This window comes from Vibrio pomeroyi, assembly GCF_024347595.1.
In the GTDB taxonomy this organism is placed as follows: Bacteria; Pseudomonadota; Gammaproteobacteria; order Enterobacterales; family Vibrionaceae; genus Vibrio; species Vibrio pomeroyi.
The window spans coordinates 960837-985439 of record NZ_AP025507.1; the positions used below are offsets into that span (position 1 = coordinate 960837).

Below are 24603 nucleotides of genomic sequence, written 5' to 3' on the forward strand. Positions count from 1 at the left end.
TCAATATTAAAGCCTTTAACTCTTACTGCGAAATAACGAACTAGCTAAAGGCTTTAATCTTATCTGTGTGCTGAACTAATGGCTGACGTTTTGCTTGATGAGATCAATCACCGTGTTGTATCGGTGTGGCAGTTTTCGGTTTCGCTTTTGAACCAAATATAAGGTTTCTTCAACTTCCACCTTCGGCGGCACAACGTGTAGCTTATCCCTTTCAGCAAAGTGCTCAACGGCTCCAGCGGGTAATACAGTGAACCCTAGCCCTTTAGATACAGGTAATAGAATTTGGTGAAGCTGATTGATATAACCAGATGTCGGTATTTCGTTGATGTTAATGTTCGCTAAATCTTTATCCCCGCAGAGATCGAAGTACAAAGACAGATAGTGAGCCGAATCGGGGTGAGCGATCAGGCCAATCTCGTGTAGAACTTGTGGGGTAATTTCTAGATCAGCAAGGCTGTGATGGACAATAAGACACAAGGCTTCTTTACCTATCACTTGGCTTTGGTAATAACTGTCGTTCGGCGAGTGCCTTACAATACCGATATCCGTTGTGCCTTGAAGTAAATCATTCAATATCTTCTGGTTCGGTGCTGCTTCGAGGTGAATGTTTAACTCTCGATGTTGCTGCTGAAGTTCAAGAAACTCTGGATAAAGGCGCAAAGAGAGTGAGCCCGAACATGAGACGTTACATTGCCCAGAATACGGGTTATCGAAACTTAACGATTCAAAAAGATCTTCTTGGTCTTTCTCTAGCTTAAGCGCATAGCGATACATAATCCGCCCTTGTTCGGTCAGTTCGAAGCTCTTATTTTCTCGAGAGAGCAGGTCACAGTTACAAGCTTGCTCAAGCTTTTTGATGTGTTGGCTCACGCCGGGCTGTGTCATATACAGCTTTTCAGCGGTTTGGGTGAAATGACCAACTTCAACCAGAGTCTTAAACGTATTGAGCCAAAGTGGATTAATCATACTCACCTTTAAATTCTGTAGCTCATAAATCCAAGAGCTTCCAAGGAACAAAGCTCATGAACAACAAACCTTATGAATAACAAAAAATTATTATTATCTTAAGTCATGATAATTTCAATGTTCAGAACGTCAAGCCGAGAAGAACACAGCATCTTTGGTGAAATACTCTTCGAAGTCGAGGCTATTGTCTGCTTAATTGAGTACGTTCGTGAGTTCATTAGAAGTAACAAAGTGTTGCGACTTTGTTGGATTTTTGGTCTATTGACCAACTGTGCTTATATTTAGGAACGAAGATGAATAGAAATGTTTGGCTGCTCTCACTGTGTCAGGCCTTATTGATGACGGGTAACATCTTACTGATTTCGGTGATTGGCTTGATAGGTAAGCAGATTGCACCCAGCGTCAGCATGATTACTTTGCCTGTTGCACTGCAGTTTTTAGGCTTAATGGCAGCCACGATTCCTGCGTCTTTGATTTCAGGTAAGCTAGGACGAAAGAGAGGGTTTAGCATTGGTAATGTCGTTGGCATTACAGGGGCAAGCCTTGCTACTTACGCCTTATCTCAGCAGCATTTCTACTTGTTTTGCTTCGCCACATTTTTGCTCGGGATAGGTATTGGTTTTGGTACGCTTTATCGTTTCGCTGCTATCGAAGTGTGTGATGAGAACGCAAGGCATCGAGCAATTTCTATTTCGATGGCTGGTGGCGTTCTTGCTGCTGTATTGGGGCCAAACTTAGCGATCATGTCACAGCAGTGGTCACAAGATGGCCTGTATATTGGCGCCTTTGCCTCTTTGATTGGTTTGAACATTCTTGCGCTACTCATCTTACAAACCATTCAATTTCCAAAAGTCTCTTTTAATAGTCAGGCGCCTAAAGCCGATCCTCTCAGTGAGATTGTGAAAGCGCCTAACTTTATCGGTGCTGTGTTCGCAGCCATGGTCGCTTATGCCGTGATGAATATCCTGATGACGGCAACGCCATTGGCGATGATCGGCTGTGGATTTGATTTCACTAAGGCCGCCGGTGTGATTGAGTGGCACGTGTTGGGTATGTTTGTTCCGGCATTTTTTACTGGCTCACTTATCGAGAAGTTCGGTTCGCGAATGATGATTTTGGCGGGTGGGGTATTATTTGTTGTTTGTATTGCTATCAATATTCATGGCGAATCTATCTGGCACTTCCGAGCGGCGTTGGTGGTACTTGGTGTAGGTTGGAACTTCATGTTCATCGCTGCAACAGGCTTGTTTAGTCAGTCTTATCAGTCTCAAAACAAAGCTAAGGCGCAAGCGTTTAATGAATTCGTTGTGTTTGGTTGTGTGACCGTTACGGCATTGCTATCTGGTTGGCTAGAATCGACTGCAGGGTGGAAGAACCTAAATATCTACGTATTTCCATTTGTGTTAGCGGTTATCTTACTGTTCGCGTTCAGCGCACGTAAATCACGTATTCAAAAGCAGCCTGTATAACGAGTATCGAGTGTGAATCAGTAAATCTATTGCTGAGAGCAAATTACGACTCCTTGGAATACAGACAAATAAAAAGCCCTACCATGTCGGTAGGGCTTTTGCTTACGGCTTAAATAATAACGTTTTCTTAAAACTGCTGTCTTGGCTTATATCCTATGACAACAGTACTTAAGCTTGGTTTATCAGTACGCGCGTAATTGGCTACGTACTTATTTCAATGACTTGAGGTTGGAGCGACTTACAGATCGACCATAATGGTCTTAGTCGTAATCCCGCCTTGGTCATCGATTATCTTCAAGGTTACCTCATGTTTTCCGTATGAAGGGAAGATAGAAGTGTATGTGCGACCTCGTTTTACTTTTCCATTTGGAAGCGTCCACTCAGTATCAACAATACGACCGTCACTGTCTGAGCTTGTTGACCACATGGTTACCCAGCGTCCCAAGTGGATGTACTTCGCACTTGCTTCCGGTAGGGCGTTTGGAGACTCAACATTCACTACAGAGCTGAACGAATCAGTGGCGCCTTTGTCGTCGACAACAGTCAAGCTCACCGTGTAATCACCGGCTTGCTCGTAAGACCAAGTTGGTGCCATTTCGTTGCTTGTTGCACCGTTACCAAAGTCCCATAGGTAGCGAGTAATTTCACCGTCTTGGTCAGAACTGAAGTTGCTTGCAGAAACATTGAGACCATTAACGTTAAGCTCGAAGTTCGCAGTCGGAGTGATGTTGTGTTGGCTTACTTTAGATAAGCGCACTACGCCGTATTCGTTGTTGTCACTCTGATTGACAATATCAACCGCTAAACCAAATTCAGTCAGGATACGCCCTGAATCGGGTGCTTGAGGTGATGTGTAATCTTGGTCGTCAGAGAAGCTGGCATTACTCACCAAACTGGTGTCTTCAAGTACGTCATTGTCACTGTTTACAAGTCGCATTGGCGTGTGATCTTTGAGTGAGAACGCAGCATCTCGAACTTGGTAGCGAGTTTGAGCAACTTCGCCTGAGTTTTCCCATACCATGGCATTTTGGTCTGCGTCTACAACACCTAACCAACCTTCACCTGGGTGTTTGCCAACCCAGTTATCGGTAAGAGATTCGTCGACATACCAAATGATCAGACCCGGATCGAACGACATCAATTGACCCATGCGTTTGATGTTAGCTAGGCCTTCATCAACATCCATGTGGCTGCGCCATTGCAGTAGGTAGTAGTGCTGGGCTTGATGGAATCCATTACTGAGCCTGTAGCCATTAAGGGCAAAGGTGGAGTTGCTTTCACCATCGTCTATCTCGGTTACGTCACCATCGACAACCACAGTAAGGTTATCTAGATAGAAACCTTCCATCGCCAAGCCACCATCTGTGATGTACTCAAACGAAAGCTCTACTTCTTGGCCTGTCCATTGTGAAACGTCAAACTCAGCATCAATCCAACCACCAGACTCACCACCAATCGCAGGGACTAAACCTGTGTTGTATGGGTCATCCATTGAGGTGATATTGCCTGCGATGGCTTGTCCATTCACGAGTACGCGTGCAAAGTCGTAATCTTTCTCGATCTCGTACCAAGTTTTGAACGAAAGCAGCGCTGAATCACCCGCTGGAATCACTAACTTACGAGTCATGCTGTTTTTCAGGTCATCGCCTTTTTGAGAGTGGAAAGAGTACTCACCAGCAAACGGTTTTAAACCCTCGATCTGTTTCTCTGGAAGATCCACTTTAATCATGTTCGGACGGCTGTTGTCCGTGGTTTGGAACAGCGTATAAACCTGTGGGTTGTCTTCTAGGTCATCAATTGAGATTTGATCATCGTTAATCCAACGACCACCAATCGACTTCTGTAGGAAGTGTTTTGCCCAAGAACTGAATGCGGTTGGTTGAGTACCACCAATTTGACCAGCCCAACTGCCAGAAGACATGATAGACCAATAAGAGACAGGTTCACCTTTGCCTGTGTATTGCGTGTCGTACTCGTCTGGCAGACCTAAATCGTGACCATATTCGTGAGCACAAACACCGGCTGCGGCATCGATCGGTTGAATCGTGTAATCAAATGCTGCGTATTGGCCGTTAAAGCGGTCTGGAAGCGAGCTAGAGGTGCCTTCTAACACATGTGTGCGACCTAGGTTGAATCGGTGAGACCAGATTGCATCAGGGCCTAACACACCACCACCGGCTTCTTCGCCAACAGATGCGTGGAATACCATTAGGTGATCAATCACGCCATCGGGTTCGCGGAAATTTCCGTCGCCGTCATAATCGTAACGATCTTCGATGTCGTAATCCGCGAGGTTGATGCTCGGGTCTTGAGCCAATTGATTGAGTGCTTCGCGAACCAGTTCTTGTGCGTTCAAGTCATTGTCGGTAGTCGGGGAGTTGCCACCATAGAATGACGCAGGCTTCGAGGCGCGATACCAACCTGCAGCTTGGCCCGCAACGCTGTAACTGTCACCCGATTCACTTTGGTAATATTGGCGCATCGAGATTAGGTTTTCGCCATTTGGCCCTGTGTAACCCGAGTTTGAAAACAACAATTCTTGATAATGTTCTGGGTTGTAGCTCTCGTAGAGCATTTGCGTGTGCTCTTCGGTCAGTTTGTTGTCATCCCAGTTCAAATCCGGAAAATCAACTAATAGCGCAAGTACTTTATCGGTACGCTTGGTGCCGACTTCCAAAGCAAAGACGCTCGCTTTTTTAACGCCAGATCCTTTTTCGATGGCTTTGAGTATTTTCGCTCGTTGCTCTAACGCTTTTTTACCGAATTGAGCATCACCTTTAAAGCCAGAGTTGATCTTGTTCTTTAAATAACGGTCAAGAGCATCGTGTTTTGCAATATCGCTTGCGTCTTGTTCGACTAAGCCTTGTCTTACTAGCATTTCAATCAGTTTGTCTTCATTAACAACACCTAAATCAATCGGTGTTTTAGCATAACTACTGACGCTAAATAGAGTAAGCATTGCTGAAGCTAGCAATGTTTTTCTCATTATCTTCATTACATTTCCTTTTTGTATTTCCATGTCGATATCAGAATCAACTAGCCTTATTCAGCATGGTTGTCCGAATTTGGCTTAATACACTCTTTTGGTGTTTTAGGTATCTGACGTTTATTAGTTAACTTATTTTTGCTTTTTATCACGTTTGTATTACCAGACTCATTGGTACTTTCTATTTCTTGCTTATTTTTCACATCAAACTGACTGCCTTTCACATGCTTTGCGTTGAGATAGATACGTAAAGCTTCGCGGTTGTCCTCGTAGGTTAAGCCGGGACAAATAACGCCTTGTTCAATCAATGACTTGAGCAACAGTTCATCATTCTCAATGGTGGAAGCCTGTGACAGTGAGGAAAAAATTAGAACCGTTAAAGCCATTGTTTTGTGTGACATTTTTATACCAAGCCATCAGTTTTGATTATGTAACAAAATATATTTATAAAATTAACCAATCAAACTGATAATTATCACAAATCATTATCCGTTCCGCTTTCAACATTAAGAGTTAATATCAAATAAGATCGGCTATTTATTGTATTGTCAGCTATTTAGTGAGTTTGGATGCATTAATAGTTGATAGTATTAATAGTTAATAGCAATGTTAGAATTATGGTTACTATGCGGGAAAGGGCTTTATATAAGGTATCGGAGATTAATTAACTAACACGATGTTCTATATTTGATGTTTAATAAATGCACGTAATAATTGAGTGTTTAGTAAATAATCACTCTCAAATTATTTTCACGAGAAATAGTATCAATTAGTTGTTCAAGCATGATTTAAAGTGCTTCACGAAAGGGGGATTTGACATTTGAACAGTGATACGGGGTGATGGAAGAGAGAAAAGAGCCCAAGTTGAGGCTCTTTCGTAACAAGTGAGTGTTAAGTGCTTCTAAGATTGGGATACATCGCGATAAAAGTAACGCTCACAAACTCTTGGGTTGATGTGCTTGATGACGTTAGATATCAAAGCGATAACGAGCACAGAGAATACGAGCCTTCCCCAGAATATGGTGTAGAAATCGGCTCCTATCAGCAGGATCAACAAAGTATCTTCTATCAGGCTGTGGAGTAGGTTGAGCAACATGATCGCTGTGAATACGTCTCTTGCGGAGATGTGCCCCTTTTTCGCTTCATTGATTAATAATCCGCCCCCAAACGAAAGACCAAGAGTAATACCTATGATGGTTAGGTTGGTCGCGTCTTTGCTGATTCCCAACAACCTCAGGAATGGTCTCAACATGACTGCCATCAGTTTTTCAATTCCAACAAGCTTTAAGATCTTGAGTAGCAGCAATAGAGCTGAGATCACCATGAAGATAACCGCAAAACTCTTAATCTGATCCAAGGCCCAGGTGAGGTAACTTGTATCCGTTGATACTTCCGGTTGCCAAAGCACAGTCGCGGGGTAGTTGAGTAAGTCACCATATTGATAACTGAGGTTCAGCAGCCATGCTAATACCAAGCTGCCGCCGACTCTGACTGATAAGGTCGCCAGCCAACTCACGCCTGCTTTTTTGGCTATTGCACCTTCAATTGGCAGTGAATGGGCGAGAAGCATCATGCTGCCTAACACTGAAGCTTGGGCGACAGTAAGAGGAACATCGGAACTGATGAGAATAATCAACCCAGCATAGATGTTAGTGAGTATGGTGGTAGCCCATACCAAGCCCATCTCTTTTGGTAAGCCAACGCTTTCCATTATAGGGCTTAACCATTCGCTAAGTATCACGATACCGCCGAGCTCTTCAATCACTTTTATCACGATGATGATTGGAATCATGATTCGAAAAAGCGTTGAGGTGACATCGAAAATCTCTTTAAGGAGTTCTTTAAAAAATTGATAAGTGAATTTCATTGTTACGGCCATTATTCGATTGTGTTGTATGTGAAGATCTTATCGCGATTGTTGTGATCGTAATTTTGAAATGGCTTTGTAAAGTTGCGTGAAATTTTTTAATTATCGTAGTATTAGAAATTATAAGTCACAAAACTATGGTTCTAAGAAATTATGGAAATAGACCGTATAGATCGAAGCATACTGGTAGAGCTTCAAAAGAATAACCGAATTCCTAATCAAGCGCTGGCTGAGATTGTTGGCTTATCACCGCCCGCTTGCTTGAAGCGAGTGAAGCGCTTGAGAGAAGAGAGTGTGATTGTGGGTGATGTGTCTATCATCAATCCTGAGCTTACTGGCAGTAAGATGACTTTGGTTGTATCTGTAGAAATGGAACGAGATCGAGGGGACATCTATCAGATATTTCGCCACTCTATTTCGAAGGCTGCGGAAGTAACTCAGTGTTATCAAATTTCTGGTAGCTTTGATTTCATGTTGATTGTTACGGTTAAAGATATTCAAGCCTATGAGGATTTTGTGGAGCGGGTGCTGCGCAAAGACTTAAACATTCGAAAGTTTCACACCTCTGTATCAATGAGAACGGTGAAGTTTAGTACCGCAGTGAACTTAGATGAGTCATAAACGCTAGCTTGAAGATATGTGATGCATTGAGGTTTGTGAGGTCACTGGCTTATTTTTGTTTAAATAGCAGGCATTTACACAAAATGTGATGTTCACATTTTGTCATAACTTTAATAATTGTATATATTCCTCGCCTAAAATAATAATTAACAAAAGTTAATATAATGACTGTCAGCTCATCTTCTCAATCTCGTGAAACGCTTCTCAGCGAAAACGAACAACTTGTCTCGACTACCGACCTTAAAGGCGTTATTACTTACAGTAATGATGCTTTTTGTCGCATCGCAGAATACAGCCAGCAAGAATTGCTAGGGCAACACCATAATATTGTTAGGCATGGCGATATGCCTAAGGCGGCGTTTGCCGACATGTGGGTAAACCTTAAGCAAGGTAAGGCGTGGCGCGGGATCGTAAAAAATAAGACTAAATCTGGTGGATATTACTGGGTTGATGCTTACGTTACCCCAATCTACGAGAGCGGCAAGGTGAGTGGTTATCAGTCTGTTCGTGTTAAACCGAAGAATGAGTGGGTACAGATTGCAGATAAGGCCTACCAAGGGTTATTGAAGGCTGAAAAATCTGGCCGCCAATGGTCATTACAGATCAATGATAGTGTTCGCTATGCTGTCTTATTGGGCTCTCTGGCTGCGCCTCTGATTTCAAATCTTGTCGAAGTAGGGCAAGTATCCCAATGGCTTCTTAGCTTGCTGCCTGTTTCTGCATTAGCTCTGCTTTTCCGACAAGAATTGATTGATACTCCTTTACAGCTGAAAAAACTGCAGTCGAAATTCGACAGTGTGAGCCGCCTGGTTTATTCAGGTAACAGCAAATTCTCAGTGGCCGATTTCCACTTAAAGCTGTTGTCTGCTCGAATTCGCACAGTACTCGGCCGCATGACCGATTCTGCAAAACCTCTGCAAGACTTAGCCGATAATCTGAATGCTACTTCGTTTGAAGTATCAGAAGCGCTAGATCAACAAACAAAAGACATTCTACAAGTGCGTGAAGCAACGGAAGAGGTTGAAGTTACGGCGAATGAGGTCTCTTCTCGTACTGAAGAAGCGCACCAGATTGTTGATGTGACTCTGCAAACCTGTGCGGGTGCTAAAGAGAGTATTAACCAAACTCACCGCAACCTTGAAAACCTAGCTTCACAGGCCGAGAAAGCGACACACACGACGTACCAGTTGAGCGACCAAGCACAGAGCGTCAGCAAGATCATGGAAGAGATCGGTGGCATTGCCGAACAAACCAACCTGTTGGCATTGAACGCTGCGATAGAAGCGGCGAGAGCGGGTGAACAAGGTCGAGGCTTCGCGGTTGTTGCCGATGAAGTCCGGGCGTTATCCGGTCGAACATCTAAGGCTACAGTTCAGATCAAAGAGAGCATTGATACTATGCTTGCAACGATTGAAGGCTGGCAAAAAGATATTCTGGCTAACAGAGAACAGACAGACGCGTGTGGCGATGTAGCAAAGGTAAGCTCAGAACGTTTATCGGAAGTTGAGAACCTGATGCAATCGATGAACGAGTTGATGCAGTCGGTAGAAAGCTCTGCGCATAAACAGCGTCAGCTATCGAGTGATGTAAACCTTCATATGCAGTCTATCGCTTCAACAGCTGAGCAAAACCTGGTTGCGACGCATTCTGTTAAAGACCATTCAACAGAGCTGAAAGAGCAAGTGAACGAGTTCTATCAACTAGCGAAGCGTTTTGAAGAAAAATAGCTCTCAAAGATAATTAGAATGAGAAATAAGAGAAAGCCTTGCGAAATTAGCAGGGCTTTTTTGTAGCTCAACGCTTCGTTTTGAAAATCTTTGAAACACAAATAAAACACCGTTCAATTACGGTTGGGTTACACTTCTACTATTCCAATCAAATTTTGAGTTACTGAGATGCGCCCCCTTATTTTTACCGTTTTTTGTTTCAGTCTTGTGAGTTTCCCAAGCTTAGCTTCAAAGGGTTCTCACTATCTTTATACGGGTTATCAGAACACACGAGTCAGTGATGATGGCTTTCAAGATTACTTTGAAGGCTCTTACAACAACTCAGGCAGTAAGCAGCTTTACGGCGGCTATTTCGGCGGCAATTATGCTGTAACGGATTCTCTGTTTGTTGGCTTCGACTCTTCAAAGACGACCCGATCTTCAACGACTTTGTCTGATCTGTCTATTCAGTTGGGCTGGTACCATTCGGTCACTCAACAGGTTGAACTGTACGCTTCTGGAGGCGTTAATTGGGTGAAACCTAAGAGACGCTCTTCGTGTCGCAATGACAGTATTCTTGACCCATGTAACAGGGAAACCAACAAAAACTACGATGAAGGGTTTATTGGTGAAGCAGGTGCTGTGGTTTCGATTAACGAACGTTGGTCGCTGCAACCATTTTACAGTTATACAGACACCTATGAACATGGTTTAAATAGCTTAGGGGTTGTGAGCTCGGTTAAGATTATCTCGTGGCTTTCCGTTGATGCTGGTTATGACTACACCTATAGCAAAAACCTAAAGCAAAACACGGTTCGAGTCGGCGCGCGGTTTAGTTTCTAGTCTTTAATCTCTAACAGACAACAGATACAAAAATGTATGGTCCGCCCCGTTATTGCAACTACAATTAAGTAATAACGGAGTTGGTTTGCGCTAATGTATTCGGAGTCCTTGTTGGGAGCACTAGCTTCCCAGCTCCACGATGATATCCGCGCCAGATTATCCTTAAAAAGCCTAAAGCATTGATTGCTATTTTTTGTGTCAGGTTCTTAATCTGGCCGATTGACCGTTTTTGTCATCACGTTCATTGGCGTTGCAAACTTGGTTATAGCTAAACAGCCTTAAAAGCTTGGCGGTGGTATAACACCGCCCAAGCTATCCTCACTAGCTTGTTGGCTAATGCGACTACCACTACATTAAATGGTTTGGTGGCTCGTAGGTTCGCAAGCCACTCTCCGAACACTTTCCCTGTCGTCTCTAGTCTAGAGAGTACAGCCCTTGCCCCATGGACAAACAGAGTTCTGAGGTGTTTATTCCCTCGTTTACTCATACCAAGTAGTTTGGTCTTTCCTCCCGTTGAGAATTGCCTTGGCACAAGCCCCAACCAAGCCGCCATCTCACGGCCATTGGTAAAGTTATTCGGAGAGCTTACATCGGCTATACACAATGTGGAGGTAAGATCGCCAATTCCAGGGATAGTTTTTAATAATTGAGCACTTTCATTGTTATTAACAATAGTTTGAAGCTTGTTATCTTGAGTTTTGATTTGTTCATTAAGGTACTTGTAATGTTCGTGGATAGATATCAATTCACATAGCAAGCTTTTTGGTAATGAGACTGTTTGTTCTGCTAACCATTGAAACAGAGACTTCATCTTTGCATGTCCTTTGGGAAAGCTAAGGCCGAACTCAAGTAAGATCGCCCCGATCCGCGACATAGTGGCAGTTCTCTCCTTGATATAACTATCTCTGACTCGATGAATCGCTGCGATGACTTGAGCCTCTTCACTTTTTACAGCTACAAACCTCATAGTCGGTCGACCCGCAGCCTCTGCGATCGCTGATGCATCAATGAAATCGTTTTTATTGCCTTTGACATAAGGCTTAACATACTGAGGAGGAATAAGTCGGGGTTGATGACCAAGTTCACCACACTTTCGAGCAAGCCAATGAGCACCGCCACAGGCTTCGAAAGCAATAGTTGTTGGTTCTATTTTACTAAGAAAGATTAAAAGTTGGTTGCGATTAAATTTACGACGAAGCACTTCCACTCCACAACGGTTATGTGCGATAGCATGGAAGCAATGTTTACCTAGGTCGATACCTAAAATATGAATAGAAGACATATGGTTCACCTCATTCTGAGAGCCTACTCTAAGCTTAAGGGCTTGAGAGTGAGGCGGACCATATAATTAAGCCCCGCATTTTCATGCGGGGCTTTCAGTATGCATCAACCCATTTTAAGGCGAGACAATTGAATCAAGATTAAGCTAGAAGCTCTTTTGCTGTGTTTACTACGTTTTCAGTAGTGAAACCGAACATCTTGAATAGCTCGCCTGCTGGTGCAGATTCGCCGAACGTTGTCATACCGATGATCTTGCCACCGAAACCAACGTACTTGTACCAGAAGTCAGCGATACCAGCTTCTACTGCGATACGCGCTGTAACGTCAGATGGAAGTACAGACTCACGGTATTCAGCATCTTGCTTGTCGAACGCGTCAGTTGCAGGCATAGATACTACGCGTACTTTCTTGCCTTCAGCTGTTAGTTCAGCAGCAGCGTTAACCGCTAGCTCAACTTCAGAACCTGTTGCGATAAGGATAAGCTCTGGCTTGCCTTCACAATCTTTCAGGATGTAACCACCCTTAGCGATGTTAGCTACTTGTGCAGCGTCACGATCTTGTTGTGCAAGGTTTTGACGAGAGAAGATTAGCGATGTAGGGCCATCTTTACGTTCGATTGCCAGTTTCCAAGCGACTGCAGACTCAACTTGGTCACATGGACGCCATGTGCTCATGTTTGGAGTCAGACGTAGAGAAGCGATTTGCTCAACCGGTTGGTGAGTAGGACCATCTTCGCCTAGGCCGATAGAGTCGTGCGTGTAAACTTGGATGTTCTGAACTTTCATCAGAGCAGCCATACGCATTGCGTTACGCGCGTATTCCATGAACATTAGGAACGTTGCGCCGTATGGTACGAAACCACCGTGCAGAGCGATACCGTTCATGATAGCTGTCATACCGAATTCACGTACACCGTAGTGGATGTAGTTACCAGAGAAGTCCGTTGCTTCAAGAGACTTAGAACCAGACCACATAGTCAGGTTAGAAGGCGCAAGGTCAGCAGAGCCGCCCATGAATTCTGGTAGCATAGCACCGAACGCTTCTAGTGCGTTTTGAGATGCTTTACGTGAAGCGATGTTTGCTGGGTTAGCTTGAAGATCAGCAATGATTTGGTTTGCTTTCTCTTCCCACTCAGCAGGTAGGTCACCGTTTACGCGGCGTTTGAATTCAGCTGCCAGCTCAGGGTATGCTGCTTCATAAGCTGCAAGTTTCTCGTTCCACGCTGCTTCCTTAGCTGCGCCTGCTTCTTTCGCATCCCACTCTGAGTAAACTTCCGACGGAATTTCAAAAGGACCGTGCTCCCAACCTAATTCTTTACGTGTTGCTGCAATTTCTTCAGCGCCTAGTGGTGCACCGTGACAGTCGTGCGTACCTGATTTGTTTGGAGAACCAAAGCCGATAACTGTTTTAGTACAGATTAGAGTAGGGCGAGGATCTGCTTTAGCTGCTTCGATAGCTGCGTTAATAGCATCAGCATCGTGACCATCTACTGCTGGGATTACGTGCCAACCGTATGCTTCAAAACGCTTAGGTGTATCGTCAGAGAACCAACCTTCAACTTCACCATCGATAGAGATGCCGTTGTCATCCCAGAAAGCTACCAGCTTACCAAGACCTAGCGTACCTGCTAGAGAACATGCTTCGTGAGAGATACCTTCCATCAGACAGCCATCACCCATGAATGCATAAGTGTAGTGGTCTACGATGTCGTGGCCTTCTTTGTTGAACTGTGCCGCAAGCGCTTTCTCAGCCATTGCCATACCAACAGCGTTAGTGATGCCTTGACCTAGAGGACCAGTCGTTGTCTCGATACCTGGTGCGTAACCGTACTCTGGGTGACCTGGAGTCTTAGAGTGCAGTTGACGGAAGTTTTTAAGATCTTCAATTGAAAGCTCGTAACCCGCTAGGTGAAGCAGAGAGTAAATAAGCATAGAGCCGTGGCCGTTTGAAAGTACGAAACGGTCGCGGTCAGCCCACTCAGGGTTAGATGGGTTGTGGTTTAGGTGAGAGCGCCAAAGAACTTCAGCGATGTCAGCCATACCCATAGGAGCGCCTGGGTGACCAGAGTTTGCTTGTTGTACGCCGTCCATGCTTAGAGCACGAATAGCGTTAGCTAGATGTTTGCGGTTCATAGAAACTTCCGAATAAAAATTAAGATAAACAAATTGATAAAAGTAGGGGAACTGAACGTTCCCCTATTTGAAATTGGTGAGAGTGATTACAGCTTAGCTGCAATCATGTCTTCTAGTTTGCCTTGGTCAACTGCGAAGTTGCGGATGCCTTCAGCTAGCTTCTCTACAGCCATTGCGTCTTGGTTGTGGTCCCATAGGAACTCAGCGTGAGTCATCGCTGCTGGACGCTCTTTAGTACCGTTAGAGTCGATTAGCTTTTCTACTACTTCGCCTTCTGCTGCTTCTAGGTCTGCTAGAAGTTGAGGTGCGATAGTTAGACGGTCACAACCAGCAAGTTCAAGGATCTCACCGATGTTACGGAAGCTTGCGCCCATAACAACAGTCTTGTAACCGTGGTCTTTGTAGTAGTTGTAGATATCTGAAACAGAGATTACGCCTGGATCTTCTGAAGCTTCGAAATCACGACCTTCTTTCGCTTTGTACCAGTCCATGATGCGACCTACGAAAGGAGAGATTAGGAATACGCCAGCTTCAGCACAAGCACGAGCTTGAGCGAAAGAGAATAGAAGCGTTAGGTTACAGTTGATGCCTTCTTTCTCTAGGATTTCAGCAGCACGGATGCCTTCCCAAGTAGAAGCCAGTTTGATAAGGATACGGTCGTTAGTGATGCCAGCGTCGTTGTACATTTTGATAAGTTGACGAGCTTTAGCAACGCTGCCTTCCATGTCGTAAGAAAGACGAGCATCTACTTCAGTAGAGATACGGCCAGGTACAACTTTCAGGATTTCTTTACCGATGTTCACGTTAAGCATGTCGCAAGTGTCTTGAACTTGCTGTGCTTTGTCATCGCTTTGCGCTTTAGCGTATTCGATAGAAGCATCGATTAGAGGTGCGTACTCAGCAATTTGAGCAGCTTTAAGAATTAGAGATGGGTTAGTTGTTGCATCTTCAGGAGTGTACTTGCTGATAGCTTCGATATCGCCAGTGTCAGCTACAACAGTTGTTAGTTTACGAAGTTGCTCTAATTTATTGCTCATTTTGATCATCCTATGTATCGCATAACACCTCATTAATGGGAGAGGTGTGGGCATTTGCAAGCTAACTAATGAAGTTCTCAATGGTTGTACCAGTGAGCCAAACTTACATTAATTTAAATTTTTCTCCGAACGAACATTTGCACAGAACATTTGATCGCTCGATGAGTAAATGATGTGGCCATATTTATCCGATCTAGCACCAAAGTCAACGGTAAATAGTCCTGTATGGTGACTTCAGTCAAATATATTTCGCTCTAGTAATCATGGGGTATGCTAGCAAACGTTTAACGGGCAGAGTGAGGTGAATTAATCAACAATAAAACCAAGGCTATCACCGTGAACAAATGTTCCTTGTTGTTACATATGTTCACGGTGTAAACTTGTGTATCACTTGCTAATGCATCGAACATTTGTTCTCAAAGCAGGTAAAATAATTGTTAAATATAGGTTGCGTGGTATATGAGTAAGAATATCCAAGATGTTTCCGAAGAAAACACTGATCTCCTCACTGAAGTAGCAGTTGCTTATTATCAGGATGGCGCGACACAAGAAGAGATCTCCAAAAAGTACTCTATCTCTCGTGCAAAGGTTGGTCGAATGCTCAAACAAGCACGCGACGAGGGTATTGTTGAGATCACCGTGAAATACCACCCCGTATTCAGTGCCAAGATAGAACAACGCCTGATTGAGCGCTTTGGTGTGAAACGTGCACTTGTGGCACTAGACCAACCAAACGAAGAGAAGCAGCGACTCCAAGTTGCAGGCTTAGTGTCTAACTATCTAACCAGTACACTGAAAAACGGCATGGTGGTGACAGTGGGACAAGGTCGAAACGTATCGTCTGTTGCTCACCATACTGGTGTAATTACTCCTCGTGATTGTAAATTCGTGTGTGGTATCGGCGGTATACACCCAAGAGGCGGTATGTTTAATGCCGACCATATATGTAGACAGCTAGCCAAAAAGTACGGTGGCTCGTCTGAAACCTTGTATGCGCCCGCTTATGCAGAAAACAAAGCGCAAAAAACCGCATTCATGGAAAACAGCACCGTTAAGCAAACACTCGATCTAGCCCGAAAGGCTGACGTTGCTTTGGTCGGTATTGGTGACATGAGTGAAAACAGCTACATGGTCGACTTAGGTTGGTTTACTGCAGGCGAGGTTGTTCAATCTCGCTTATTACAAGGTGTGGTCGGTGACTTTGCGGGTTACGACTTTTTTGATGTACACGGCAAAGCAGCAAACACAGTAATGAGTGACCGAGTTATCGGCTTAGGTTTAGAAGAGTTTCGCCCAATAGCAGAAGTGATCGCCATCGCCGCCGAGAACAGTAAACCATTAGCTTTGTTGGGTGCACTAAGAACCGGCGTAGTAGACGTGATTGCGACTAGCGTAAGCAATGCTTTAACGGTTCTTAACTTGGATGAGCAGATGAAATAGGTGTAAATGAGCTATTTTTATTTCCCTTCCTAATTAAATAAAAATTATATTTAACTAAACTATCAATTAACCTGTGAGTAGGATGCTAATATTTTAAATAATACAAATAATTTTTAATGTGATTTTATTTGGTTATAAACATTATTTATAACCAAATCAATCATAAATAATATTTATAGGTTTAGTCGGAAAGTTAATTGGTTAATATAAATCACCATTGATAAAGTCTCGTTTCATTTAATAAACGAATTATCTATTTCAAGATTATTCGCACAACGAGACTTTTATAATGAGGATAAAATTAATTTGTACAGTTATGACGGCAGTCATTGCTGCCTTTTCTGTACAAGCGACCACTTTACCTGCGCCAACTTGGCATATGATGACTTTTATTGATGGCAGTACAAAAGAGCTGCGATTAATGGGGTCACAACATATGTTTTGGTACCAAGACCATGATGGACACCTGTATATTCAGGATCCAGATAATCAATGGTATTTTGCTAAATATGTAATGAGTGATAACGGGGTAGGAACGGTTATTTCAACGGGTGTACTGGCTTCGAGTGGCGCTGAGGTCCCCATTGAATCAAACATCAAAAATTTAAAAATCGATCCAATACACGTCAATGAATCTTTTGACTCGCCGGCTGCAAACCACAAAAGATTTACTCCGAGACAAAGGCAACGATCATCATTATCTAGTACTTCGAATAAAAAGATCACTGAGCAGGCTCTGTTGGTTGTACAAGTCAGTTTTTCAGACGAACAGATAGAGAATGATTTTCAGTCGACGATATTTGGTGAAAATCAGCAAAGTGTTCAAGATTACTTTCTTAAAAATAGTTACGGGAATTATAAAGTTGTTCCAGCGAAAGAAAGTGAAGGGACTAAAAACGACGGTGTTATTAATGTCACGTTGGACATAGATCACCCTAATTGTCATTCCAAATCTGAAAGTAACTGCCAAACTAAACTCAATAATGTGTTCAAAAAAGCTTATGAAGCACTAGACGTTGATTTTAATCTTTCTCAATACGACTACAACAATGACGATAGTATTGCTCCTCAAGAGCTGTCCGTCATGTTCGTCTTTGCGGGTAATGACAAGTCAAGTGGTACACAAAAAACGCCTACGATTTGGCCGCATAAGTTTGCCCACAGAACTGTCGAGATAGATGGAAAGCGCATTAGCGCATATTGCCTCTTCGCAGATTATCAGGATGATCATCAATCGACCATGGGGGTTATTGCCCACGAGCTTGGGCATTTGATGTTAGGGCTACCGGATTTATATTCTTATAAGCATGATGGTTCAATTGGGCATTGGGGGCTAATGGGAGGCGGAAGCTGGGGAAGTAAACCCAGTGATCAATATGCCGGAGAAACGCCGGTTAACATGTTGGCATGGAGTAAAGAGGCATCCGGATTTTTAAAGCCGAAAGTACTCTCCAATACCGGTCGTATCGAAATAGACACTATAAAGGGCGAAGGAGTTATTCACCTTGATCCTTACCTTAAACAATTTGGACCGCGTGCTTACGTTGAAAACAGACGTAAAAGCAATTATGACCAAGCGCTTCGTGGCGAAGGTTTGTTGATTACAGCTGTGAATATCGATAATCAATTCAACAGTTCAGGTCCGATGCAAGTACAGGTATTCCAAGCCGATGGAGAGGGGTTACTAGAGAGCGGTTTTTCTTCTGGAGATACTGGTGATGTATTTCCTGGTAGAGACTCGGTTACCAACCTCTCGGATGATTCAGAACCTTCCTTAACAGCGATTACTGCTGGTAGAAAAACAGATATCACAATAACTAATATTTCTAGCGATGATGCCAAAGCGAGTTTCTCTCTTTTGGTTCCAAACTCAAACAATAAATCGTCTTGGGTCACTTCTTTCGGAAGAACCTACCCACGTTATAACGCAAATATTAATGTTCTTGGCTTCCCTATAGATGTTGTCAAAGGAAACCAAGATATTGCAGGAATACATTTTTACGCGAAAGCAACGAGCGTCGCGATGCCGATGTTTTATCGTCTAGTCGAATACCCATACCAATCCAGATTTGGCAATGCAGTTATTGATGAGAGTGCCGCTCGATTGTTACACCGAGGTGTAGCTCAGCAAGACGGTGGACAAGTCATTTTTGATGAGAAGATCAAGCTTGGCTTGGGCTCAAAGCTGATTGTGTTAGAGATTGAAAATGGTACTCCGGAATACTCTACTCAGTTTTTGGACGCATATTTAGGAGATGGACAAAGAAAAAAGCAATTTTCAGGTACGATTTCTGATTATAAAACGCAAGGCTTGGGACGCGGGTTCGGGCAGAACTTCCCTTTTGCACTGCTTTTTGAATTACCAACTACAGCCCAACCTATTGCTGTCGACGATAAGATTTCTACCGATGAAGACATTCCTTTTCTGCTTAACCTACTAGCGAATGATATCAACTTACCCAAGCCAAATAATTATTCAATTGAAATCGGGCAAAAGCCAACAAAAGGCGTGATAAAAGGTGAGACATATTACCCTTTAGCTAATCAGTTTGGTCGTGACAGCTTTACGTATCGTCTGGTAGATGGGCGAGGAGAGGAGACGGACTTTGCGCGTGTAGACGTTGATATTAAATCAGTGAATGATGCTCCCGAGTTAACGCTCGATAGATCAAATGCCAAGTCTGAGCCTGGTGAAACGGTGATATTCAAGGTCACTAATATTACAGATGTCGATTCTTCAGAGCATCAAATAACTTGGTCTCAAGTTCAAGGTCCAAGGCTGTCGCTGAGTGATTCACAATCTAAAGTACTTAAAGTAACAATCCCTAGTGATGCTGCCGAAGGGGAGCAATATAGCTTTGTCGTTCTAGTGCAAGATTCATTAGGAGGTTATGCAAAGCAATCTGTAGTGGTTGATGTGCGAAGAACGCAAGCATCATTATTAGGCACTAAATCGCTACAAGTAAAATATGGAGATGTAATCGATCTAATCCCTAATATTAATGAGGAGGTTTACACATTATATATATTGGACTCTCCACGTAATGGTATTGCAAAAATTATAGATAGTAAGATTATTTATAATGCACCCGCTCAACGTAAGTTAGCTTTATATGACACTATTAAATATAGGGTTTTATCTGCCAATGGAGGCGAATGGATAGGTTCGTTTGATATCGAGGTGTTACCGAATATTTCAAATGAATCTGCTGTAACAGCAACTCAAAGCGACTCGTCAGGAGGAAGCTCCTCACTGCCTCTTATTCTTATGTTGTGCTTGCTTCTTCGGTTACGACAGCTCCGATAAAATAACGTGAAATGAAAGAGCTATATTTTTAGCTCTTTTTTATTCGCCTACAAACATGAGTCAGCGAAAAAATGGAATGATTTGTCGCATTTCTGATTCTGGACTTACATTAATAGGTGTTTAGTTTCATTTGAGTGCAACATTGATCACAAAAATGGACAATGGTTCAATTGAGTGACTTTCGAGCTTTAGCATTATAAATGATGAATATTTACATAAATTTCAACGATTTTCGGTAATCAAAAGGTGGTGGGTGCATAGGTTTTAGTTATAATTGTGTTGACTGTCATTTGTCCGGGGAAGGTGTTGTGTAAGGACTTTGGTACGAGAATGGCACACAAAATATGTTGTTTGTAAAAGCACATAGGGATTTGTGAATCAGTTGTTGGTCGCGATAAATGTATTTATTTGTATAGGTGCATATAAACATTATTTATGAGTATATAAATAATGTTTTTTTGTATCTGTATGACACTATTGTTACTTTTACGCTGATTTTTAATAAGAATAATTAATAAAAGAACGCAACATCGGGGTAGTTTGCACCATGAAAAACGTCAACAGGTCTATCGACGTCAAATATTTAAGAACATTTTCACACGTTGCTAAGCACAAAAGTTTTACTGCGGCCGCTGAGTCTTTATTTATGACACAGCCTGCGGTATCTCAACATATTAAAAAAATAGAAAGTACAATCGGGGCAAGTATTTTCGATAGAAAAGAAGGATTTTTACTCACTAAACATGGAAAAGTATTACTCGATTATGCAGACCAAACAATGTCTATGTACGAAAAGTTGTTTGAAGATCTGGAGAAGGTAGAATTAAGAGATCAATTCAATATAGCGATTGCCGAATCATTTTGTTTCGATATGGTTGAGCGTGTAATCAATGAATTTAGAATGTTGAACAATATAGATTTGTCCATAAACAGTTTTACGAATTCTTCTCTATTGGACTCTTCTCGTTATGATTTAATATTCACGATGGATCGGATTTCACAGGAGAATGGAAAGTCCTATCAACTAAAGACGGTTAATTACGTTATCGCACATTCAAATTCTCTTGACCCACATGAGTGTTATCCACAGAGAGTTGTATTTTGTAGCTCTCTACCCAAGTCCTATGTCCAAGAGCTACTTAACGACTATAATATTGATTCTTCACATGTGACCAGTTGGGTAAAAACAAGCTCATGTCAGTTCCTGAAAAATGAATTGGATACAAATGGTACTATTTTAATTTTTCCTGAGTGGGCTGTATGTAATAATAATTGTAAGACAATACCGTTACGTCAAAAAGTGAACATGTATGTTTGGTGTAGTGACGAAATTTCACAAGAGTTAGAGACGCTAGGTATTAAAGATAAGATTCAGCAACTATTTCAAATTAGTGACATTTCGACGCCTGAGCTGAAACATAGTATTATGTAATTAGTTTGATAATATTGATACAGTGCTAAAAATGAAACAACTTAGAGCAATAGGCATCCCGTAAGGGATGCCTTTTTTATAGCTATCAACCCCCGCGACTTTTCCTATAACGTACATGATGGAAACTAAGACACCACCAAGAAACCCTATAAAAATCAATGTCATTGTAACCAGTTCTGGTTGTATGCCAATGATTAATGCAAAAAGTAACTTCACATCCCCAGCCCCAATTACTCCGAGATACCAGAGTATAAAAAATACTATGAAGCACAATGCTGCTGTGGGTAATGATGACATCAAATAACCGTTATATAACGCGACGAAAATACTAAATGCTAAAGCTATTTTATTGAGGTTGTTTGGTATTTTTCTATACTTCCCGTCAAAAAAACATACAAAAAGTAATATTGAGAAATTTACAGAAATTAAGGTGGAGTAAATTAATAAATCTATATTCATAAATATAGAGTATAGATAATTATTAGCTATATCAACATAAATTGGATTTCTGATTCTTATATCAATATAAGAATAGCTTATATTGGTAAGATAAGTTTATGTTATGTGTGCATAATAACTATTAATTGGATGTATATTTTAATATCGAGTAGATTTCATTTCGCAATTTCAATGAGACCCAAGGTCGATATACTTTTAGAGGATTACTATGTACTACCAAACTTTAGCAAAACTGGCTGAACTAAAAATGAAGTTCGAAGATGATATTCGCGGAGTTACTGCCGTGGAATATGCAATTATTGCTGTTGTAATGTCGGCTTTAGTATTAGCGGCATTTCAAACTGATACGCTTAAAGATGCTATCACTGGTGCATTAGGTAAAGTGACAAGCAATTTGAAAGGTGCTACTGCTACTCCTACTAAGTAAAGGTAGCTAAACGGCCACTAAAAATAATATATTAAGGGGCTTTTGCCCCTATTTTAGGCTTAATATGAACAGAATTATCATTCTTCTTCTTGTTGCTTTATCTATTTTTTCTACATTGATTTATATCAATTCCAACTATATTTTAGATAATGAAGAACCGCAGGAAGTACAGCAAAAGGAAGAACCCAAAGTCAGTATTTTAGTTGCTCAGACAGCAATTAAACGTTCTCAACCGTTGGCTCCTAAATTTTATGACAAGAAATTTGTTCATATATCTGACTTAGATGGTTACTACTATACGTTAGAAGATGACCTTATTGTTGAACCTGGTGCACTATTTAAAGAAGACATCTCTGAAGGTACTTACTTAACACAAGATATGATCTCTAACCCTGGAGATAGAGATTATATGTACCTGTCACTAAATGACGGTGAATTACCTTATTTTTATGAAGTAACCGGTATTGGAGTGGTACAAACCGCAACGCTTACCCCCGGTGACAAAGTGAGCTTCGTTTCCACAACTTCTTCAAAATCAAACCTCGTTGAGAATGGATATGGTGATATCGGTGATCTCGTTAGTCGAGTGATTATTAGTGGAGCTCGCGTTCTGCATGTAATAAAAGGCAGTGAAGATACTGACTCTGAAGATGCCGAAGATAAAAAATACAGTTTAGTTATTGCATTAAATATGCGCAGTGTTTTGAAACTCGAAATGGCTCAAAAAATCGGTGATGTGAATATCATTCCATCAGAAATCGAGAATCGCTATTTATCTATTCGCAGCAGTGACCTTTTAGAAACTCAGTTCGGTGTTAGAGAATTACGTGGTAAGGAATAACATGACTTTAAAGAACAAAAATATAGCCTTGCTATTGTGCGGGATTCTTTCATGCCCATTACTCGCATCAGAGTTAATGAACTTGGATCAAGGCGCTGCGAAAACGATTAATTTGAAGCGACAGATATCAACAGTATTTGTGGCGAATCAAGAAATAGCTGACTACAAAATCATCGATGAAAATAAGGTTGTGGTTTACGGCGTTGGCCAGGGCACTACTTCAGTGATTGTTTATGATCGAGGTGGAAACGAAATTTATAATGCTGAATTGGTGGTTAACCAAAGTTTAAGGTTGCTGAAGCAAACGCTCATTGCTCGATTCCCCGATGAAAGCGTTGTGGTTTCCAATGTCGGTGATCAAGTGGTCTTAGACGGTATAGTTGGTAGCGAAGAGATCAAACAAAAGATTAATCGACTTGTCGGGGAAATGCTGAAGAAAGATCGTCGCCGTGCAGCTTATGAATTAAAGGATGCAGACGGTGAAGCTGTAGACGAGCTAGAGTACACGGCAAAGTACAATTACGACCAGGTAATTAATAACTTAAAAGTTCTCACCACTGAACAAATTAACGTTAAGCTAACGGTTGCGGAAGTCTCAAGTTCTTTTCTTACTGAGCTAGGTGTTACCTATAGTGATAGTGGTGAGCCGGGCACCTTTGTTAATAAGCTCCTTGATTTTACGGCTCAAGACATTGTTTCTGTTATCTCTGCAAGTGGTGATGACAAAATCGGTCGCGTATTGGCAGAACCCAACCTTTCTGTTATTTCGGGTGAACAAGCCAGTTTCCTTGCTGGCGGTGAAATTCCAATTGCGGTACGAGACGAAGACGGCATTACTATTTCCTACAAAGAATACGGCGTTAAGTTAGCCATGGTAGCCAAGGTTACTGACACGGAAAACATCCGCTTAACCTTGATCCCTGAAGTCAGCTCCATTGATGAATCGAACAAAACAACGACGGGTCTAATCTCAGTCCCTTCTTTGCGAACTCGACGAGCTCAAACAACGGTTCACTTGAAAGACGGTCAAAGTTTTGTACTAGCGGGGCTTTTGACATCAGAAGAGCGTGAATCGTTAACCAAGATTCCAATTTTGGGTGATATCCCAATCTTAGGTGCCCTTTTTAGTCACACTTCCACAAACCGTTCTAAAACTGAATTGATCATAGTTGCGACCGTTAATCTGGTTGATCCCGTTGAGCAGGAACAAGTCAAGTTGCCAAGTTTTAGACGCACAAGTGACCTTGAACGATTGCTAAGAATAGATCTCTCAGATCTCGATGAGCCGGAGCTTGAAAACACGATAAACCAAGGAGGGTTCAACTAATGAGATGGATCGTTATTACTTTAATCGCTTTGATTGTTTCTGCTTGCACCCACGTTGATACATCCAACTCTAGTGTGATTGAGCAACTAGAAGAGCGTTTTGAATTTGATATGGCGAATGGTGAAGATTCAATGTCTCGCTCTGTGGCTTTTATCCGAGAACTCAATGCAAGAGAACCGAAAGCAATGTTCTACGTTAAGTATAAGCCTGATGCGAGTGAGTTTATCGCTAAGTTACGCGATAGATTCAAATCAGAATCTATTGCGAAAGACCGTTATAAAGTGGAGCTTGCTGATAATGACCAAGAGAAAAATATCCTGATCATAGGCCGATATGTCCGAATTAAAAGCAGTGATTGTGGAGTGATGGTGTTCTCGCAACGAGAAGATTATCAATTTGGTTGTAGTGTTGAGCATAACCGAAACATCAGCTTGGTTAACCCAATTAAGAAGGCGAAATAAC

Annotated in this window: 19 protein-coding genes; 11 read left to right on the forward strand and 8 right to left on the reverse strand. The window is 42.1% G+C overall.

Features of this window, described 5'->3' with window-relative positions; all coding sequences use genetic code 11:
- Positions 1-75: 75 nt before the first annotated feature.
- On the reverse strand, positions 76-966 hold the full coding sequence (locus OCV12_RS20370) for a LysR family transcriptional regulator (RefSeq protein WP_123283501.1): 891 nt from the start codon (positions 964-966) through the stop codon (positions 76-78).
- A gap of 293 nt (positions 967-1259) precedes the next feature.
- Here OCV12_RS20370 and OCV12_RS20375 point away from each other — a divergent pair, with 293 nt between their 5' ends.
- Positions 1260-2435 carry an MFS transporter gene (locus tag OCV12_RS20375; RefSeq protein ID WP_261887081.1) on the forward strand — a complete coding sequence of 392 codons (1176 nt, stop codon included), beginning with the start codon at positions 1260-1262 and terminating at the stop codon, positions 2433-2435.
- Positions 2436-2673: 238 nt separating this feature from the next.
- Here OCV12_RS20375 and OCV12_RS20380 read toward each other — a convergent pair whose 3' ends face one another.
- The 3 genes from OCV12_RS20380 to OCV12_RS20390 all read right to left on the reverse strand — a co-directional run bounded on the left by OCV12_RS20380 (position 2674) and on the right by OCV12_RS20390 (position 7288).
- Entirely contained in the window at positions 2674-5430 is a 2757-nt protein-coding gene (locus OCV12_RS20380; protein ID WP_261887082.1) for an immune inhibitor A domain-containing protein, read from the reverse strand.
- A 47-nt stretch (positions 5431-5477) separates the two neighbouring features.
- The gene (locus OCV12_RS20385) at positions 5478-5822 is read right to left on the reverse strand and encodes a hypothetical protein (protein ID WP_261887083.1); all 345 of its coding nucleotides are present in this window, start codon (positions 5820-5822) and stop codon (positions 5478-5480) included.
- Positions 5823-6322: 500 nt separating this feature from the next.
- Positions 6323-7288, reverse strand: coding sequence for a hypothetical protein (locus tag OCV12_RS20390; protein ID WP_261887084.1), 966 nt, complete (start codon positions 7286-7288; stop codon positions 6323-6325).
- A 153-nt stretch (positions 7289-7441) separates the two neighbouring features.
- Here OCV12_RS20390 and OCV12_RS20395 point away from each other — a divergent pair, with 153 nt between their 5' ends.
- From OCV12_RS20395 to OCV12_RS20405, 3 genes are all read left to right on the forward strand, one after another.
- The gene (locus tag OCV12_RS20395) at positions 7442-7909 is read left to right on the forward strand and encodes an Lrp/AsnC family transcriptional regulator (RefSeq protein ID WP_261887085.1); all 468 of its coding nucleotides are present in this window, start codon (positions 7442-7444) and stop codon (positions 7907-7909) included.
- A 164-nt stretch (positions 7910-8073) separates the two neighbouring features.
- Entirely contained in the window at positions 8074-9636 is a 1563-nt protein-coding gene (locus tag OCV12_RS20400) for a methyl-accepting chemotaxis protein (RefSeq protein ID WP_261887086.1), read from the forward strand.
- 207 nt (positions 9637-9843) lie between these two features.
- Positions 9844-10458 (forward strand): hypothetical protein, encoded by a 615-nt coding sequence (locus OCV12_RS20405; protein WP_261887087.1) that lies wholly within the window; start codon positions 9844-9846, stop codon positions 10456-10458.
- A gap of 268 nt (positions 10459-10726) precedes the next feature.
- Here the strand turns inward: OCV12_RS20405 and OCV12_RS20410 are convergent, their stop codons facing one another.
- The 3 genes from OCV12_RS20410 to tal form a co-directional block, all read right to left on the reverse strand.
- Entirely contained in the window at positions 10727-11740 is a 1014-nt protein-coding gene (locus OCV12_RS20410) for an IS110 family RNA-guided transposase (protein ID WP_261885538.1), read from the reverse strand.
- A 139-nt stretch (positions 11741-11879) separates the two neighbouring features.
- Positions 11880-13871, reverse strand: coding sequence for a transketolase (tkt, locus tag OCV12_RS20415; protein ID WP_261887088.1), 1992 nt, complete (start codon positions 13869-13871; stop codon positions 11880-11882).
- 86 nt (positions 13872-13957) lie between these two features.
- Positions 13958-14908, reverse strand: a complete 951-nt coding sequence (gene tal, locus OCV12_RS20420; protein ID WP_046209277.1) for a transaldolase — start codon at positions 14906-14908, stop codon at positions 13958-13960.
- 459 nt (positions 14909-15367) lie between these two features.
- On the opposite strand from tal, the gene OCV12_RS20425 reads away from it, so the two are divergent.
- The 3 genes from OCV12_RS20425 to OCV12_RS20435 all read left to right on the forward strand — a co-directional run bounded on the left by OCV12_RS20425 (position 15368) and on the right by OCV12_RS20435 (position 21087).
- Positions 15368-16348, forward strand: coding sequence for a sugar-binding transcriptional regulator (locus OCV12_RS20425; protein ID WP_048659958.1), 981 nt, complete (start codon positions 15368-15370; stop codon positions 16346-16348).
- A gap of 289 nt (positions 16349-16637) precedes the next feature.
- Positions 16638-19655 carry a M6 family metalloprotease domain-containing protein gene (locus tag OCV12_RS20430; RefSeq protein WP_261887089.1) on the forward strand — a complete coding sequence of 1006 codons (3018 nt, stop codon included), beginning with the start codon at positions 16638-16640 and terminating at the stop codon, positions 19653-19655.
- 547 nt (positions 19656-20202) lie between these two features.
- The gene (locus tag OCV12_RS20435; RefSeq protein WP_261887090.1) at positions 20203-21087 is read left to right on the forward strand and encodes a LysR family transcriptional regulator; all 885 of its coding nucleotides are present in this window, start codon (positions 20203-20205) and stop codon (positions 21085-21087) included.
- Here the strand turns inward: OCV12_RS20435 and OCV12_RS20440 are convergent, their stop codons facing one another.
- On the reverse strand, positions 21088-21546 hold the full coding sequence (locus OCV12_RS20440) for an A24 family peptidase (protein WP_261887091.1): 459 nt from the start codon (positions 21544-21546) through the stop codon (positions 21088-21090).
- Positions 21547-21754: 208 nt separating this feature from the next.
- Between OCV12_RS20440 and OCV12_RS20445 the strand changes: the two genes are divergently transcribed.
- The 4 genes from OCV12_RS20445 to OCV12_RS20460 all read left to right on the forward strand — a co-directional run bounded on the left by OCV12_RS20445 (position 21755) and on the right by OCV12_RS20460 (position 24602).
- Complete coding sequence (locus OCV12_RS20445; protein WP_261887092.1) at positions 21755-21973, forward strand: Flp family type IVb pilin; 219 nt, start codon at positions 21755-21757, stop codon at positions 21971-21973.
- A 64-nt stretch (positions 21974-22037) separates the two neighbouring features.
- Positions 22038-22814, forward strand: a complete 777-nt coding sequence (locus tag OCV12_RS20450) for a pilus assembly protein CpaB (RefSeq protein WP_123961624.1) — start codon at positions 22038-22040, stop codon at positions 22812-22814.
- A 1-nt stretch (position 22815) separates the two neighbouring features.
- Complete coding sequence (locus tag OCV12_RS20455; RefSeq protein ID WP_261887093.1) at positions 22816-24141, forward strand: type II and III secretion system protein family protein; 1326 nt, start codon at positions 22816-22818, stop codon at positions 24139-24141.
- A complete protein-coding gene (locus OCV12_RS20460) occupies positions 24141-24602 on the forward strand; it encodes an ATPase (RefSeq protein ID WP_261887094.1) in 462 nt (153 codons plus the stop codon). The genes OCV12_RS20455 and OCV12_RS20460 overlap by 1 nt, the downstream gene beginning before the upstream one ends.
- Position 24603 lies beyond the last annotated feature (1 nt).